Below are 14,215 nucleotides of genomic sequence, written 5' to 3'. Positions count from 1 at the left end.
CCTTCGGCCCGGGAGCCCCGGAGGCTTCCGGGGCTCCCACCCACCCTGGTTCACGGCGTCCCGGCGTCGAAGCCCGGCGGAGGACCTCCGAAGCCGCCGTCGCCCGGGGGCGGGCCCATGCCGCCGTCACCGAACGGCGGGGGACCGCCACCCCCGCCGCCTCCGCCACCGCCGCCCGGGATGGCGCACTGCTCGTTGGCGAGCGAGGAGCGGATGATCAGCGTCTTGGAGGCCAGCATCGCGCCGTCCGCCATGCGCTGGGTCGCGAACAGGTAGTTGCCCACGCTCTCCGCGGAGACGACGTTGTCGTTCGCGTTGGTCGTGTCCCGGGCGCCGCGCGTGTTGTAGAGCGGCTGGTGGTTGACGATGTCGTCGTTGAGCGTGTCGTCGAAGAACAGCTGCGAGGTGACGAACTCCTGGCCGCCCACGCGCACGGTGAAGTGGATGTGGATGGTGCGGCTGCTGTACCAACCGGGGAAGCACGTGTCGAAGTCCGCCCGGCCGTTGGCGTCCGTGGTCTGCACGCCGCGGAACCACCGCGCCGCGCGGGCCACCGGGTCGCCGGAGGTGCAGAAGTCGCTGGCGTCCTCGCCGGAGTAGAGCCCTTCGGGCGCGGCGTGCCAGATGTCCACCGTGGCGTTCGGGATGGGCTTGCACGTCTCATCCACGATGAGGAACGCCAGCCGCACGGGCAGACCGTCGTGCCCTTCGCTGATGTCCTTGCGCTCCACCGTCGTCGCGTAGCAGGGGCCCAGCGTGGACTCGCAGGTGAGCGCGCACACGGTGCCGATGCCGGCGGCGAACGGATCCGGGTAGCTGGCCGCGGCCGTCATCGCCGCGGTGCCGCCGGTGGCCCACACGCCGGGGTCCGTGACGCCCGCGTCGGTGTCGGTGCCGCCGCCGGTCGGGTCGTCCGTCTCGCTGCCACCGCAGGCGACGAGCAGCTTGCCCAGGGGAACCGCGGCCAGGGTCAGGCCGATGCCGCGCAGCATGCCTCGACGGGTGAGGGCCTTGGGGAGAAGGTCCTGAGGGGTTTCGCTCTTCATCCGGTGGTTCCTCCGGGAGCTGGGGAGCCGGGAGCGGCGGGGGTGCCACTCACGGGACCCTCCGGGGCTGACCGGAGGGCGAACCGGGTTATCGCCAGAGAATCTTAAGCAACCCTTACGCGCGGGGACCGGCGCTCAGGAAAAGCGCACCACGAAGGCCGCGAGCAGGGGACCCGCCGCCTGGCCGTCCGCCGTCGAGCGCGGGCCTCCTTCGGAGAGCTTCGCGCCCAGCTCCTCCAGGGCGGGCTTCATCTCCTCGAAGGCGCGTGCCGCCGCGTCGGCGTTGTCGAAGAAGCGCGGATGCCGCAGCCACCCCGCGATGCCGCTGGTGATGGAGTGGAAGGAGCGCGCGTCATCCGCTTCGTAGGTGAGGCGCAGGTTGCCACCGCGATGGCCCTCGTCGCGCACCACGATGCCGCCCTGGCTGCCTTCGCCCCCCAGCGTCGAGCCCGACGCGTATTCGCTCCAGCCCGTGTCCTGGTCCATGCCTCCACCCTTAGCACCGCGCGCTCGCTCATGGGCGGAGTGTCGGGGAAGCGCCACGCCGTTCCGCGAGGCTCCGGACAGGAAGGGCGAGGGGTCGTGCACCCCGGGGTGCGCCCCTGTTGTCACCCCCCTTGCACCGCCCCAGTTTTGAGGTGGGCTTCAACGGGGGGCCGCCTTCATGTCCGTCGAACCGTTTCATTCACCACGTTACTCCGAGGAGGTTGTGCCCTTCCTCGCGGGCGACGGTCGCGCGCTGCACCTGGTGCACCTGCGCGGACAGGAGGAGCCGGCCAAGGGGCCGGTGGTGCTGGTGCATGGCGCGGGCGTACGCGGCAACATCTTCCGCGCACCCGTGCGCCAGACGGTGGTGGATGCGCTCATCGACGATGGCTACGACGTGTGGCTGGAGAACTGGCGCGCGAGCATGGACGTGGAGCCCGGCGAATGGACGTTGGACCAGGCCGCCGTGCTGGACCACCCGCCCGCCATCCGCACCATCCTGGAAGAGACCGGGCATGACACCGTCAAGGCGGTCATCCACTGCCAGGGGTCCACCAGCTTCGCGATGGCCGCGGTGGCGGGCCTGCTGCCGGAGGTGGACGTCATCGTCAGCAACGCGGTGTCGCTGCACCCGGTGGTGCCCGCGTCCGCGAAGCTGAAGCTGCGCTACGCCGTCCCGCTGGTCTCCCAGTTGACGCCGTACCTGGATCCGCAGTGGGCCTTCGGCGGCCCCACGCGCACGGCCCGGGCGCTGACGCGCGTGGTGAAGGCGACGCATCACGAGTGCGACAACCTGGTCTGCCGCTGGACGAGCTTCACCTACGGCACGGGCTTCCCGGTGCTGTGGCGGCACGAGAACCTGAACGCCCGCACGCATGACTGGCTCCAGCACGAGTTCGGGCCGGTGCCCTTCAGCTTCTTCAAGCAGATGGAGGCGTGCGTGCGCGCGGGCCACCTGGTGCCGGTGGAGCACTTCACCGCGCTGCCGGAGGACCTGGGCGAGCGCGAGCCCCAGACGGACGCGCGCTTCGTCTTCCTGGCGGGCGAGGAGAACCGCTGCTTCCTCGCGGAGAGCCAGCGCCGCAGCTTCGAATACATGGACCGCTTCCAACCAGGCCGGCACGCGCTGCACGTGTTGCCCGGCTACGGCCACCTGGACGTCTTCATGGGCAAGTACGCGGCCCAGGACGTCTTCCCCCTCCTCCTCGCCGAGCTGGATCGCCCGGTGTGACGAAAGGCCTGCCATGTTCCTCCCCAGACGCATCCAGCGGCAGTCGGGTCGGTATTCGCGCGTGGATGACATCCCGTACGCGCTGCCGGTGAACTCGCAGGGGTCCCCGGCCCTGGTGGCCGCCTTCAAGGTGGATGCGCGGCGCGTGGCCGCGCTGCTGCCCGGCAATGAACTGCACCCGCTGCGCGTGTCCAGGGACAAGGGCGTGCTGCTCATCTCCGTCATCGACTACAAGAAGACGGACATCGGCGCGTACATCGAGTTCAGCATCGCGCTGGCGTGCACGCATGGGCGCAGGCCCGCGCCGCCGCTGCTGCCGCTGCTGTTCCCCAAGCGTTACGGTGTGGGGCAGTACGTGGTGGACCTGCCGGTCAACACGGAGGTGTCCGTGAAGGGCGGCAAGGGCATCTGGGGCATGCCCAAGCACCTGGCCCGCCTGGACTTCCGGATGGAGGACGGGTCGGTCAGCAGCCGCTACGCGGAAGGAGGCCAGGAGGCGGTGCGCGTGCGCATTGAACGGCCGGCGCACGCGTGGCTGCCCATCCGGACGTCGGCGGTGAACTACTGCGCGTTCCGCGGGATGCTGATGAAGTCCACCATCTACTTCCGGGGCCGGTTCGGCTTCCGGCTCGGGAGCAAGGCCTGGGCCACGCTGGAGTTGGGGGACCACCCGCGCGTGCAGGCGCTGCGGGACCTGAGCATCTCCCCGCGCGCGTTCTTCACCGGGTTCTTCCCGTCGTCGAGCGGCGTGCTGGATGACCACTTCGAGGCGTGGTTCCTCACCCAGCCCACGCTGCCCATGGACACGTATCCGGAAGGGCTGGAGAGCGTCGTGGACCTGGGACAGGACCAGACGCCGATGCCGCCTCCGGACGGGGCCCGGGTGTCGACGCGGAGCATCTCCGAAAGCACGCAGGGCGTCTGGCCATGAAGCGCGGCGAGCTTCTCCACCTGGCGAACGCGTGCCTGCTGTTCCTGTGCGTGTCCATGTACCTGGGCACGGGGTGGTCGCTCATCCTGTTCACGTTCCCCATCGCGCCCCAGCTCACGGTGGACAATTACTACCTCCAGTTCGTGCCGCAGGTGCAGGCCGCGACGCGCTTCTTCACCGGCATGACGATGGTGATGCTGCTGTCGGCGGTGGTGCTGGCGTGGCGGGAGCGGAGGTCCGCGCTGCGGTGGTATCCGTTGATGGTGCTGCTGGCCGTGGTGGTGGCCACGCTGCTCACGCGCATCTTCATCTTCCCGTACAACGACGAGATGGCGGCCGGCATCACGTCGCCCGAGCGGCTGGCGGAGGTGCTGGGCGCGTGGATGCGGATGAACCGCATCCGGGTGGGGCTGTGGACGGTGCAGTGGCTGTCCATGCTGGGCTACTTCGTGCACCGCGTGCTGCGCGCCGAGCATCCGGTGGGTGCCCGCTCGCCACGCTTCGGGCTGTCCATCCCGCCGCGCCGGGAGGTCCACGCATGAGCCCGGGCCTGCCGCGGCGGCTGGAGCGCCTGTCCCGCACCCACGGGCGCGGATGGCGCTGGGCGCTCGCGGCGATCGGGTGGATCACCGTCGTGTCCGGCGTGGTGCAGATGTTCCTGCCCGGCACGGAGCTGCGCCTCATGCAGGCGGATGCGTCCGCCGCGCCCGCGCACTTCTTCCGCATCGTGGGGATGTTCATGGTGCTGTTCGGCGGCCTGCTGCTGCACGGCCTGCACGAGCCCCGCGCGAACCCCGCGGCCTTCCTGTGGTCGGGGCTCCAGAAGGTCGGGGCGTGCCTGATGGTGGCGGTGGCCGTCGCGCGGGGACTGCTGTCGCCGGTGTCGCTGCTCGTGGCGGCGTTCGATGCCCTGTCGGCCGCGCTGGTGCTCGGGTTCTACGTGACGCTGCGCCAGCGCGAGCAGGTCATCTCCGTGCTCAAGCCGCCTTCGGAGGTGGAGCCGGGCGATGACACCGGCCCCGTCTCGGTCGCGCCCATCGAGCCCGGTGTGGAGCCCTTCGCGGGTTCGCAGGCGGCCTTCCAGGGAGAGGCCGCTGAACCCCGCCGCTCCCTGGTCCTGGCGGGTGGCGGCATGCGCGTCGCCTGGCAGTCGGGGGTGTTGCGCGCGCTGACGGACAAGGGGCTGACCTTCGCGCATGCGGACGGCACGTCGGGCGGCATCATCACCCTGGCGATGTGGCTGTCCGGCTTGTCTCCCGCCGAGATGTGCGAGCGGTGGCGGACCCTGCGCGTGAAGGACTTCGTGTCCCTGATGCCGCTGGATGCGTACGCGCGTCCCTGGAGGCTCGAGGCGCTGGGCGACGCGGACGGCATCGTGGAGCGCGTCTTCCCGCACCTGGGCATCGACGTGGACGCCGTGCGCGCGAGCCGCGAACGCGCGGGCACCTTCAACGTCTGTGACTTCGGCCGGAAGACCAACGAGGCCATCCCCCACACCGACGTGGACCGCGACCTGCTGGTGGCCGGCATCTCCCTGCCGCTCTTCATGCCGCCCGTGTCGAAGGACGGTCGGCTCTACCTGGACTCGGTGTGGATCCAGGATGCGAACGTGATGGAGGCCGTGCGGCGCGGGGCGGACGAGGTGTGGGTCGTCTGGTGCATCGGCAACACATCCGGCTACGGCAAGGGCTTCTTCCACCAGTACGTCAACATGATTGAACTCAGCGCGAACGGTGCGCTCTTCGCCCAGCTGGAGCAGGTGCGCGAGCTCAACGCGCGCATCCTCGCGGGCGAACACGTTCCGGGACACCCCCGGCCCATCGTCGTCCACCTCATCAAGCCGGAGCGGCCCCTGCCGTTGGATCCGGACTTCTACGCGGGACATGTCACCGCCGCGTCCCTCATCGACCAGGGCTACTCGGACGCCTGCCGCTACCTGCGCTCGGCGGACCCCCAGGGCCTGCCCCTCAACCCGGAGATCACGCAGATGACTGAATCCGCCCCTGAACTGACCTTCCGCGAGACCATGTCCGGTCCACTGGCCCTGGGCACCACCGACCCCGAGGCGGGAGCCCACGATGGTCGCTCCACGCTCTTCACCATGCACTGCACCATCAGCATCGACGACATGGACGCGTTCGTCCGCGACCCGTCCCACGCCGCCCGGCTGGTGGCCCACATCCAATATCGGCCGCTGGGGGACGACCTGCCCGTGCAGCAGGGGAGCTTCAACCTCTTCCGTCCCACCGACGACCCCACCACGCAGATCATGAGCTACGGCCTGAACTTCCAGGCCCACGACCGCGAGTACTACCTGGAGGGGACGAAGACCCTCCACGACGACGCGGGGCCGGACCTCTGGCGGGACACCACGCGCTTGTACTGCCACCTGCACGAAGGCACCGACGCGCGAGGCCCCGTGGTGGGCTCCGGCATCCTGGTGCTGAGCCTGCGGGAGCTGCTGCAACTGGTCACCAGCATGCGCTCCTCGCGCGAAGGCGTGGAGGGACTGCAGATCATCACCCGGTTCGGCAAGCTGTTCATGGGCGCGCTCTGGGACCTCTACTCGCTCCGGGCGCGGGGCGGCTCGGACGCGAAGGAGCTGCATGAAAACGAGGTCTGAACACTTCGACGTCGTCATCGTGGGTTCGGGTTTCGGCGGTTCGGTGATGGCGTGGCGCCTGGCGGAAGCGGGCCTGCGGGTGTGCGTGCTGGAGCGCGGCAAGGCGTACCCGCCCGGTTCGTTCCCCCGGAGTCCGCACGACATGCGCCGCAACTTCTGGGACCCGCGCCAGGGCCTGCACGGCCTCTTCAACCTGTGGTCCTTCAAGGGGCTGGGGGGCGTGGTGTCCTCGGGCCTGGGCGGTGGGTCGCTCATCTACGCCAACGTGCTCTTGCGCAAGGACGAGAAGACCTTCATCCACGAGGACCCGCGCGACGGGGGCTATGAGAACTGGCCCGTCACCCGCGAGGATCTGGAAGCGCACTACGACGCCGTGGAGCGGATGATGCGCGTGCAGCGCTACCCGCTGGAGCACGCGCCCTATGCCTCCACCGCGAAGACGCAGGCCATGCGGCTGGCCGCCCAGCGCCTGGGCCGCGCCGCGGACTGGCAGCTTCCTCCGCTGGCGGTGACGTTCGGGAACCCCGGCGAGGCACCCGTGCCGGGCGAGCCCATCCGCGAGGAGCATCCCAACCTCCACGGCCGCACGCGCACCACCTGTCACCTCTGCGGCGAGTGCGACATCGGCTGCAACACCGGCAGCAAGAACACGCTCGATTACACGTACCTCTCCGCGGCGAAGCGCGCCGGGGCGGAGCTGCGCACGCGCGCCGAGGTGACGGAGCTGTGGCCCGCCGACGGTGGGGGCTACGTCGTGCAGTACCTGGATCACCGCGACGTGACGGAGGAGACGCCGCGCGAGGGCCCCCAGTCGATGCAGCCGCGCACCACCGTGACGGCGGACCGGCTGGTGCTGGCGGCGGGCACGTTCGGCACCACGTACCTGCTCTTGAAGAACCGGCGGCACTTCCCCGCGCTCAGCGACCAGTTGGGGGCGCGCTTCTGCGGCAACGGGGACCTGCTGGGCTTCATGCGGCAGTGCCGCGACACCAGCACAGGCAAGGCGCTGCCTCGCATCCTGGATGGCGGGCACGGGCCGGTCATCACCAGCGCGCTCCACTTCCGGGGCGCGGAGGAGGGCGGCACCGGACGGGGCTACTACATCGAGGACGCGGGCTTCCCGGAGTTCGTCAACTGGCTCTACGAGGGTGCGCACCAGGTGCCGTTGCTGAAGCGTGGCCTGCGGCTGGGCTGGCGCCTCGTGCGCGGCTGGACGGGCCTCACGCGCGACTCGGATGTGAGCGAGGAGATCGCCGAGCTGTTGGGCGACTGCCTGGGCTCCGCGACGTCGCTGCCGCTGCTGGGCATGGGGCGCGACATCCCCACCGGGCACATGCGCCTGACGGAGGACGGGATGCTGGACATCGACTGGAAGCTGAGCGGGTCGAAGGCGTACTTCGACCGCGTGCGCCAGTCGATGGCGGACATCGCCACCGCGCTCGAAGGGAAGCTGGTGCAGAACCCGCTCAGCTACCTGAGCCGGGTCATCACCGTGCACCCGCTGGGGGGCTGTCCCATGGGGTCCGCGCCGGAGTCGGGCGTGGTGGACTCGACGGGTGAGGCGTTCGGGCACCCGGGCCTGTACGTGGCGGACGGCGCGATGATGCCGGGCCCCACCGGACCCAACCCCAGCCTCACCATCGCCGCGCTCGCGGACCGCTTCGCGGATCACCTCATCGACGCCCATCACCACGACGCGCCCGTCCACGGGTGGCGCCGGACGGAGGAGGAGGCATGGCCGTCCGCTCCACGGATGTGAGCCGGCATGTCGGCCCGCTCTCGCGCCCGCTTCCCGCCCGGCTCCGGGCGCGGCGCCACGCGCGGCGGGCCCCTCTCCGGGACACGCCTCCGGGCAAGCCGATGGTGGCCTGGTACGACCCCGGGGTGCTCGCGAAGACGGGCCTGAAGTCGCTGCTGTCGGAGACCATTGGACGGCAGGCGGACCGGCGGCTGCTGGACGCGGTGGCGCGGCCGCAGCCGCTGGCGTTCGACTACTCGGAGGACGGTGACGGGAAGGCCCGCGAGGAGCTGTGGCTGGACTACGTCTCGGACCTGGGTGACGGCTGGGACTCCACCTACGCGGTGGCGTCCGCCGTGATGGCGCCGACGCTGGAGGTGCGGGACGCGACGGGACAGGTGCACCACACCGAGGGCGGCGACGTGCTCGTGTTCGGTGGGGATGAGGTGTACCCGACCGCGAGCGTGGAGGAGTACCAGGCGCGCACGGTGGTGCCGTACGAGGACGCGCTGAACGACCGCCGCCACCGGCCGCACCTGTTCGCGGTGCCGGGCAATCACGACTGGTACGACGGGCTGGTGTCCTTCACGCGCCTGTTCTGCCAGGGCCGGCGCTCCAGGGGCTGGCAGACGCGGCAACAGCGCAGCTACTTCGCGCTGAAGCTGCCGCACGGTTGGTGGCTGTTGGGTACGGACATGCAACTGGAGTCCGACCTGGATGCGTCGCAGGTGGAGTTCTTCCGCAAGGTGGCCGCGCAGATGGGCTCCGATGACCGCGTCATCCTCTGCAACGCGGAGCCGGCGTGGATCAAACAGCAGGTGAAGCCTCACGCGGGGCGCGGCTTCCTGGACAACAACATCGACTTCCTGGAGCAGCGGATCCTGGGCAAGCGGGTGAGCGTGTTCCTGGCGGGGGACCTGCACCACTACCGTCGGCACGAGAACACGGAAGGGCGGCAGAAGATCGTCGCGGGTGGGGGAGGGGCCTTCCTGCATCCCACGCACCTGCCCCGGGTGGACACGCGTCCGGACGGCTTCGTGTTGAAGGAGTGCTTCCCGTCCCAGAAGACGTCCCGGGAGCTGACCTGGCGCAACCTGCTGTTCCCCGCCATCAACCCCTGGTTCGCCGCGTTCATGGGCTTCGTGTACGCGCTGCTGGGGTGGGGCGTGGCCGCGAACCTCAACGAAGGCGCCGTGTCCGCGCCACCCCTGCGCGAAGTCCTCAGCGCCGCGCTGCAGAGCACGGGTTCGTTGCTGGTCGCCGCGGGAACGCTGCTGGGCGCCATCGCCTTCGCGGACGACCGCAGAGGCAAGGCCTGGCAGAAGGTGTCCGGAGGCGTTCACGGGGCGGCGCACCTGGTCGTCGCGTTGCTGCTGACCTGGGGCGTGTCCTCCGTCGCCGCGCCCCTGGCGAGCGAGCTGCAATGGAGCCTGCGGCGCGACTTCCTGAGCGGCCTGCTGCTCTTTGGCGGGGGCGCGCTGGTGGGCCCCCTGGTGGTGGGCGTGTACCTGCTGTTGTCGCTCAACGTGTTCTCGTGTCACCCCAATGAGGCGTTCTCCTCGCTGGCCATTCCGGACTGGAAGAACTTCCTGCGGCTCCACTTCGACAAGGACGGGGAGCTGACGGTGTATCCGGTGGGCCTGCGCCGGGTGCCGCGCCGGTGGCAGCACGGCCATTCTCCAGAGGAGCCGGTCTGGGTGCCGGACCCGCGCGACCACCGGGCCACGCCCCCCGCGCTCATCGAGCCGCCCGTCGTCATCGGGCGCTCGAAGGCACCGCCGCTGACGTTGGGCACCGGTCAATTGGCACCCGCCCTCGTGACGCAGGACGAACAGCCTCCGGCCGGCCCGGTTTGAGTGGCGCGAGCCGAAGTCCTACGCTGGGCGGTCATGAAGGCGATGCTCTTGTCCCTGCTGCTCCTCGGTGCCGCACCGCCCGGTGCCGCGCCGTCGTCCCTTCCTCCCGAAGCGCTGGGCGCGCCCCCGCTGGTGGATGCGTCGCCCACGGCGTGGGCCTGCACCATCGACACGCTGCGCGCGGGCAAGGAGTGCGTCTTCGAGGCGGAGCTGCCGCCTCCCGGCGCCCCCAACGCTGACGTGGAGCACGCCAACCTCCAGCTGCTCAAGGAGGCGTCGCGCGCCCTGTGTTCGGAGGCCATCAGCAACGCCCGGGACGGCGTGGCGGATGACAAGCTCGTCTCCGTCTGCGAGCGCAAGTACGCCACCGTGGTGGGCCGCTGCGGCCTGGATGGCAACTCACCGGTGGTGGATTCGAAGGGACGCTTCGCGCCCGCGGCCCGCGCCTGCTACCGGGCGCTGTCCACCGTGCTCCAGGACGTGCAGTTGATGGCCGCCGTGGCCTCCTCCTGCTGCGAGTGCGCCGCGCGCAGCCACTGCCCGGGCAACGGGGAGGCCTGCTACGCGGACGTGTCGCGCCAGCAGGCCGGGCCCGGCACGCTCGCGTGTCTGGACGAGCGCTGCCGTGACGCCTGTTCGATGATGCTGCCCCCGTCCGCGTCCATTCCCCGTCCGCCCCCGTCGCGCGCGAGCCAGGACACCGGCTCCGCGGCGCTGTAACCCACCGTCCCTTTCGAAAGAGGCTCGCGCCATGCTCCGTTTCCCGATGCTGACCCTGCTGGGCGCGCTCGCCACCGGCTGCGGTGCCGCGCACTCGCATGTGAACCTGGAGGACCGCGCCCTCACGGACGCGCCGGCGCCCCAGCCGGCCCGGGTGCAGGCCCAGGCCCGGCCGCCCGCGGAGAACCCGCCGCCGTCGCCCCAGGATGCCCGCGCATTCACGGCCCGCTACCCCACGCCCGCCACCTGCGAGGGCGCGGCCCGCAGGCTCCAGGCGACGTCGCGCGACGACGCGTGGCTGGCGCTGAAGGTGTGCTCGGAGTCGCCCGCGTTCACGCAGCTGGGCGCGGTGCTGGGCAGCGCGTGGGCCGAAGACCTGCGCGTGCGTCCGGACGCCGCCAACCTCATCGCCCGGGTGGTGGCCCACCGGGGTGGCAGCGTGGATGGCGAGTTGCGCCTGCTGCACTCGCGCAAGGTGCCCATCTTCTCGCTCGCGTCCGCCATCGCGCAGCCGGACACCTACCGGGGCCGCTACGTGCTCTTGCGCGCCCAGGTGGCGGATCAGCGCCTGGACGGTGAGCGTCCCACGCTGTGGCTGGTGGAGCAGGGCCTCCAGTCCGTGGGCTCGCAGCGCGAGGTGGGGGTGACGTACCACTCGGACAGCGTGTCGGAGACGTCCGGCGACCTGGGCGGACGCACGGCGATGACCGGTGAGGGGCGGGTGGGGGGTTCCATCTTCACGCGCGAGCGCACCGCCCGGTCCACGACGGAGCGGACCTACGACAACATCTCCGACGAGACGGGCCGCGAGGCCCTGGGCCGGCTGGCCTCCGCGGATCCGTTCCTGGAGACGCGCCGCGACTACGTCATCCTCGCGCGCTTCGACGGCCTGCGCGAAACGTCCGGCATGACGAACGACGAAGAGGACGAGGGTCCGAAGATCCCGGTGCTCACCATCGTGGGTTACCACCTGCCGCAGGCGCTCGCCGTCTACTAGCGCTTCGTCGGTGCCGCTGTCGTCGCCGTCGCGGTCAGGTCGCGTGACGGCGTGCCGGCGTAGATCTCCACGTCGGTGGCCACCCAGCTCCCCAGCCGCTCGCCGTAGGTGGTGTGCACCATCACGCCCTCGCGAAGCTGGGCCCGGGGCACGCGCTGGCCATCCCGCAGGATGCGCGTCGACGGGGCCACCTCGAAGGGCCGCTCCACGCCGTCGTCATCCCGCACCGTGAAGCCCCGGCTGCCCGCCGCGGTGACGGTCCCGTAGAAGTCGGGCACCTCGCTGGCCACCATCTCGCCCGCGCTGCCACTGCCGCCACTGCCCTCCGGCAGGGCCTCCAGGCGGGACAGAGGGAACACCGCGAGCGCCGAACCCGGCGTCCGTACCTCCTCGGCCGTCCCTCCCCGGGACTGACACGCGGCGGCGAGCAGCCCCAGCCCCCCGAGCAACAGCAGCATCCCCCGTCCCTGTCGCATGGCACCCTCCTCGCGGTCCCCTCCAAGATGGGCTGGAAACCCACGCCGACAAGCGTCCCCGGGAGGTAGGGCAGGCCCAGTGTCCTGGGGGGCACTGCGGCCGTGACTCCGGGAGCAAACCGTGGCGCGACGCCCGCACCCCGGGAGTGGGGCAGGGGAGGGCGCTTGCTTCGCGAAAGCTAGTCCGGCCCGGACGCGAGGCCGTGCTTGCGCAGCAGCTTGCGCAGGTAGACGCGGTCGATGCCCGCCTCGCGCGACGCCTTGGAGACATTGCCGCCGCACCGCTCCAGCAGTGTCTTGAGGTAGTCGCGCTCGAAGCCTTCGATGAGGCGCTCCTTGGCCTCCTTGAAGGGCAGATCCAACGGCAGCGACAGCGTGTCCTCGGGGTCCAGGTCCGCCGCCGCGCGGGCTGCCTTGACGGGCGCCTCCGGCAGGTCCGGCAGGGCGGACTCGCCCAGGTTCACCACCCGGTCCACCACGTTGCGCAGCTCGCGCACGTTGCCGGGCCACGGGTACTGGGTGAGCAGGGCGCGCGTCTGATCCGACAGGGCGCTGGACTTCTTCCCCATGCGCTCCAGCACGGTGTCGATGAGCAGCGGGATGTCCTCCGGGCGCTCGCGCAGGGGCGGCAGCGTCGCGCGCAGCACCGCGAGCCGGTGGAACAGGTCCCCCCGGAAGCGGCCCGCCTTCACCGCGCCCTCCAGGTCCTGGTGCGTGGCGGCCACCACCCGCACGTCCACCGCGCGGTAGTCGTTGGCGCCCACGCGCTTGACCTGCCGGCGCTCCAGCGCGCGCAACAGCCGGGGCTGCACCTCCAGGGGCAGCTCCCCCACCTCGTCCAGGAAGACGGTGCCCCCGTGCGCGCGCTCGAAGGCGCCCGCGCGGTCCGCCTGCGCCCCGGTGAAGGCGCCCTTCACGTGGCCGAACAGCTCCGACTCCAGGAGCTGCGGCGCCACGCCCGCCAGGTCCACGATGACGAAGGGCCCCTTGGAGCGCGTCCCGTGCGTGTGCAGGGCCTCCGCGCACAGCTCCTTGCCGGTGCCCGTCTCACCCTGGATGAGCACGTCGGATTCGCCCTGCGCCAGCCGCTCCAGCAGGGTGAACAGCTCCCGCATGCGGCGGCTCGTTCCCACCAGGTTCCCGAAGCGTTCGCGGGTGGACAGCGGCATGGCGCGCGACTGTTCGCCCTCCGGCACCAGCTTCAGCTCCGTGGTGCCCAGCGTGAGCACCGCGCCCGGACGCACGTCCAGGGTGGTGAAGCGCATGCCCTCGCAGAAGGACCCGTTGCGCGAGCCCACGTCCACCGCCTGGATGGTGTCCTCGCGCACGTCCAAGAGCAGGTGGCTGCGGGAGACGGCGCGGTCCGCGATGACGATGTCCGACGCCGGATCCGCGCCCAGCCGGTAGCGCCCGGGGGTCAGCGGATAGCTCTGGCCCGCCTCCGGACCGGACAGCACCACCAGCCGCACCCGCACCCGCGTCGGGCGCAGGGCCGGGAGGGCATCCGTGCGGAGCAGCCGATCTTCCTCCCCGTTGTCGTCACCGAAGCGCGCCACGGCGCGCACCTTAACATGGGGAAATAGAAAGGCCCGGTCTCCCCGCGCGCGTTGTGAGGCCGCGCGTGCGGGGGGATCAGGCCCTCGACGAAAGAAGCGGTGCTGGAGAAGAGGTCCGTTAAGGCGCTGTGGCCGGTACCGCCGGCTTCGCGTGCTTGTAGAACAGCACCAGCGTGTAGCAGTGGAACTCGTTGTCGGAGGACTGGCAGACGACCCGGTCCACGATCTCGAGATCGGAGTTGCTCTTGATCCAGCGGGTGACGTTCTCACCCAACTCTTCCCGCTCCTTGGCCTTGGTAGCGGAGAAGACCTTCACGCCCGTGAACATCGCCTGCCACTCCTTGTGCGGTGGTGAGAAAAGGCTGACCGGGAGTTATCGCACACGCCGTTTCAAGGTGTCAAAAATGCGGCGCCCGGAATGTGGGGGAGTGCGAGGGGGCAAGGGAGCGGGACGCCCGGGGGTTTGCACGGTGGACGGCATGCATAGGTTCATCCGGTCGCACCCGGTCTGGATTGGGGCGGGGCCCGGAGCCGTGGCGGTTCCAGGGGCATGGG

The 14,215-nt window shown here is 70.7% G+C and carries 13 protein-coding genes; 8 read left to right on the top strand and 5 right to left on the bottom strand.

Annotated features, from left to right (window positions below; genetic code table 11):
• Nucleotides 1-50: 50 nt before the first annotated feature.
• Both D7Y13_RS04025 and D7Y13_RS04020 read right to left on the bottom strand, forming a co-directional pair.
• Nucleotides 51-1,046 carry a dioxygenase family protein gene (locus D7Y13_RS04025; protein WP_120582781.1) on the bottom strand — a complete coding sequence of 332 codons (996 nt, stop codon included), beginning with the start codon at nt 1,044-1,046 and terminating at the stop codon, nt 51-53.
• Nucleotides 1,047-1,181: 135 nt separating this feature from the next.
• Nucleotides 1,182-1,532, bottom strand: coding sequence for a hypothetical protein (locus D7Y13_RS04020; protein ID WP_120533632.1), 351 nt, complete (start codon nt 1,530-1,532; stop codon nt 1,182-1,184).
• 223 nt (nt 1,533-1,755) lie between these two features.
• On the opposite strand from D7Y13_RS04020, the gene D7Y13_RS04015 reads away from it, so the two are divergent.
• Genes D7Y13_RS04015 through D7Y13_RS03980 form a run of 8 tightly spaced genes read left to right on the top strand, consistent with a single transcriptional unit; the run spans nt 1,756 to nt 11,628 of the window.
• Nucleotides 1,756-2,763 carry an alpha/beta fold hydrolase gene (locus tag D7Y13_RS04015; protein WP_244222313.1) on the top strand — a complete coding sequence of 336 codons (1,008 nt, stop codon included), beginning with the start codon at nt 1,756-1,758 and terminating at the stop codon, nt 2,761-2,763.
• Nucleotides 2,764-2,776: 13 nt separating this feature from the next.
• The gene (locus tag D7Y13_RS04010) at nt 2,777-3,694 is read left to right on the top strand and encodes an acetoacetate decarboxylase family protein (RefSeq protein ID WP_120533630.1); all 918 of its coding nucleotides are present in this window, start codon (nt 2,777-2,779) and stop codon (nt 3,692-3,694) included.
• Nucleotides 3,691-4,236: a DUF1772 domain-containing protein gene (locus D7Y13_RS04005; RefSeq protein WP_120582783.1), complete on the top strand. Its 546-nt coding sequence runs from the start codon at nt 3,691-3,693 to the stop codon at nt 4,234-4,236. Before D7Y13_RS04010 ends, D7Y13_RS04005 begins: the two co-directional genes overlap by 4 nt.
• Complete coding sequence (locus tag D7Y13_RS04000; protein WP_120582784.1) at nt 4,233-6,317, top strand: patatin-like phospholipase family protein; 2,085 nt, start codon at nt 4,233-4,235, stop codon at nt 6,315-6,317. Before D7Y13_RS04005 ends, D7Y13_RS04000 begins: the two co-directional genes overlap by 4 nt.
• Nucleotides 6,301-8,076, top strand: a complete 1,776-nt coding sequence (locus tag D7Y13_RS03995; RefSeq protein WP_120582785.1) for a GMC oxidoreductase — start codon at nt 6,301-6,303, stop codon at nt 8,074-8,076. Before D7Y13_RS04000 ends, D7Y13_RS03995 begins: the two co-directional genes overlap by 17 nt.
• Nucleotides 8,052-9,911, top strand: coding sequence for a metallophosphoesterase family protein (locus D7Y13_RS03990; protein WP_233595364.1), 1,860 nt, complete (start codon nt 8,052-8,054; stop codon nt 9,909-9,911). The genes D7Y13_RS03995 and D7Y13_RS03990 overlap by 25 nt, the downstream gene beginning before the upstream one ends.
• A 33-nt stretch (nt 9,912-9,944) precedes the next feature.
• On the top strand, nt 9,945-10,631 hold the full coding sequence (locus tag D7Y13_RS03985) for a hypothetical protein (protein ID WP_120533626.1): 687 nt from the start codon (nt 9,945-9,947) through the stop codon (nt 10,629-10,631).
• A 31-nt stretch (nt 10,632-10,662) separates the two neighbouring features.
• Nucleotides 10,663-11,628, top strand: a complete 966-nt coding sequence (locus tag D7Y13_RS03980; RefSeq protein ID WP_120582786.1) for a hypothetical protein — start codon at nt 10,663-10,665, stop codon at nt 11,626-11,628.
• Here D7Y13_RS03980 and D7Y13_RS03975 read toward each other — a convergent pair.
• The 3 genes from D7Y13_RS03975 to D7Y13_RS03965 all read right to left on the bottom strand — a co-directional run bounded on the left by D7Y13_RS03975 (nt 11,625) and on the right by D7Y13_RS03965 (nt 13,988).
• Nucleotides 11,625-12,104 carry a hypothetical protein gene (locus D7Y13_RS03975; protein ID WP_147444229.1) on the bottom strand — a complete coding sequence of 160 codons (480 nt, stop codon included), beginning with the start codon at nt 12,102-12,104 and terminating at the stop codon, nt 11,625-11,627. The genes D7Y13_RS03980 and D7Y13_RS03975 overlap by 4 nt on opposite strands.
• Nucleotides 12,105-12,283: 179 nt before the next feature.
• Nucleotides 12,284-13,660 (bottom strand): sigma 54-interacting transcriptional regulator, encoded by a 1,377-nt coding sequence (locus D7Y13_RS03970; RefSeq protein WP_120582790.1) that lies wholly within the window; start codon nt 13,658-13,660, stop codon nt 12,284-12,286.
• 118 nt (nt 13,661-13,778) lie between these two features.
• Complete coding sequence (locus tag D7Y13_RS03965; RefSeq protein ID WP_120538344.1) at nt 13,779-13,988, bottom strand: hypothetical protein; 210 nt, start codon at nt 13,986-13,988, stop codon at nt 13,779-13,781.
• Between the last annotated feature and the right edge of the window lie 227 nt (nt 13,989-14,215).

The sequence above is a fragment of the Corallococcus praedator genome (assembly GCF_003612125.1).
Taxonomy (GTDB): domain Bacteria; phylum Myxococcota; class Myxococcia; order Myxococcales; family Myxococcaceae; genus Corallococcus; species Corallococcus praedator.
The sequence above is the reverse complement of the archived record's forward strand: the minus strand, read 5'-3'. Positions and strand labels throughout refer to the sequence as shown.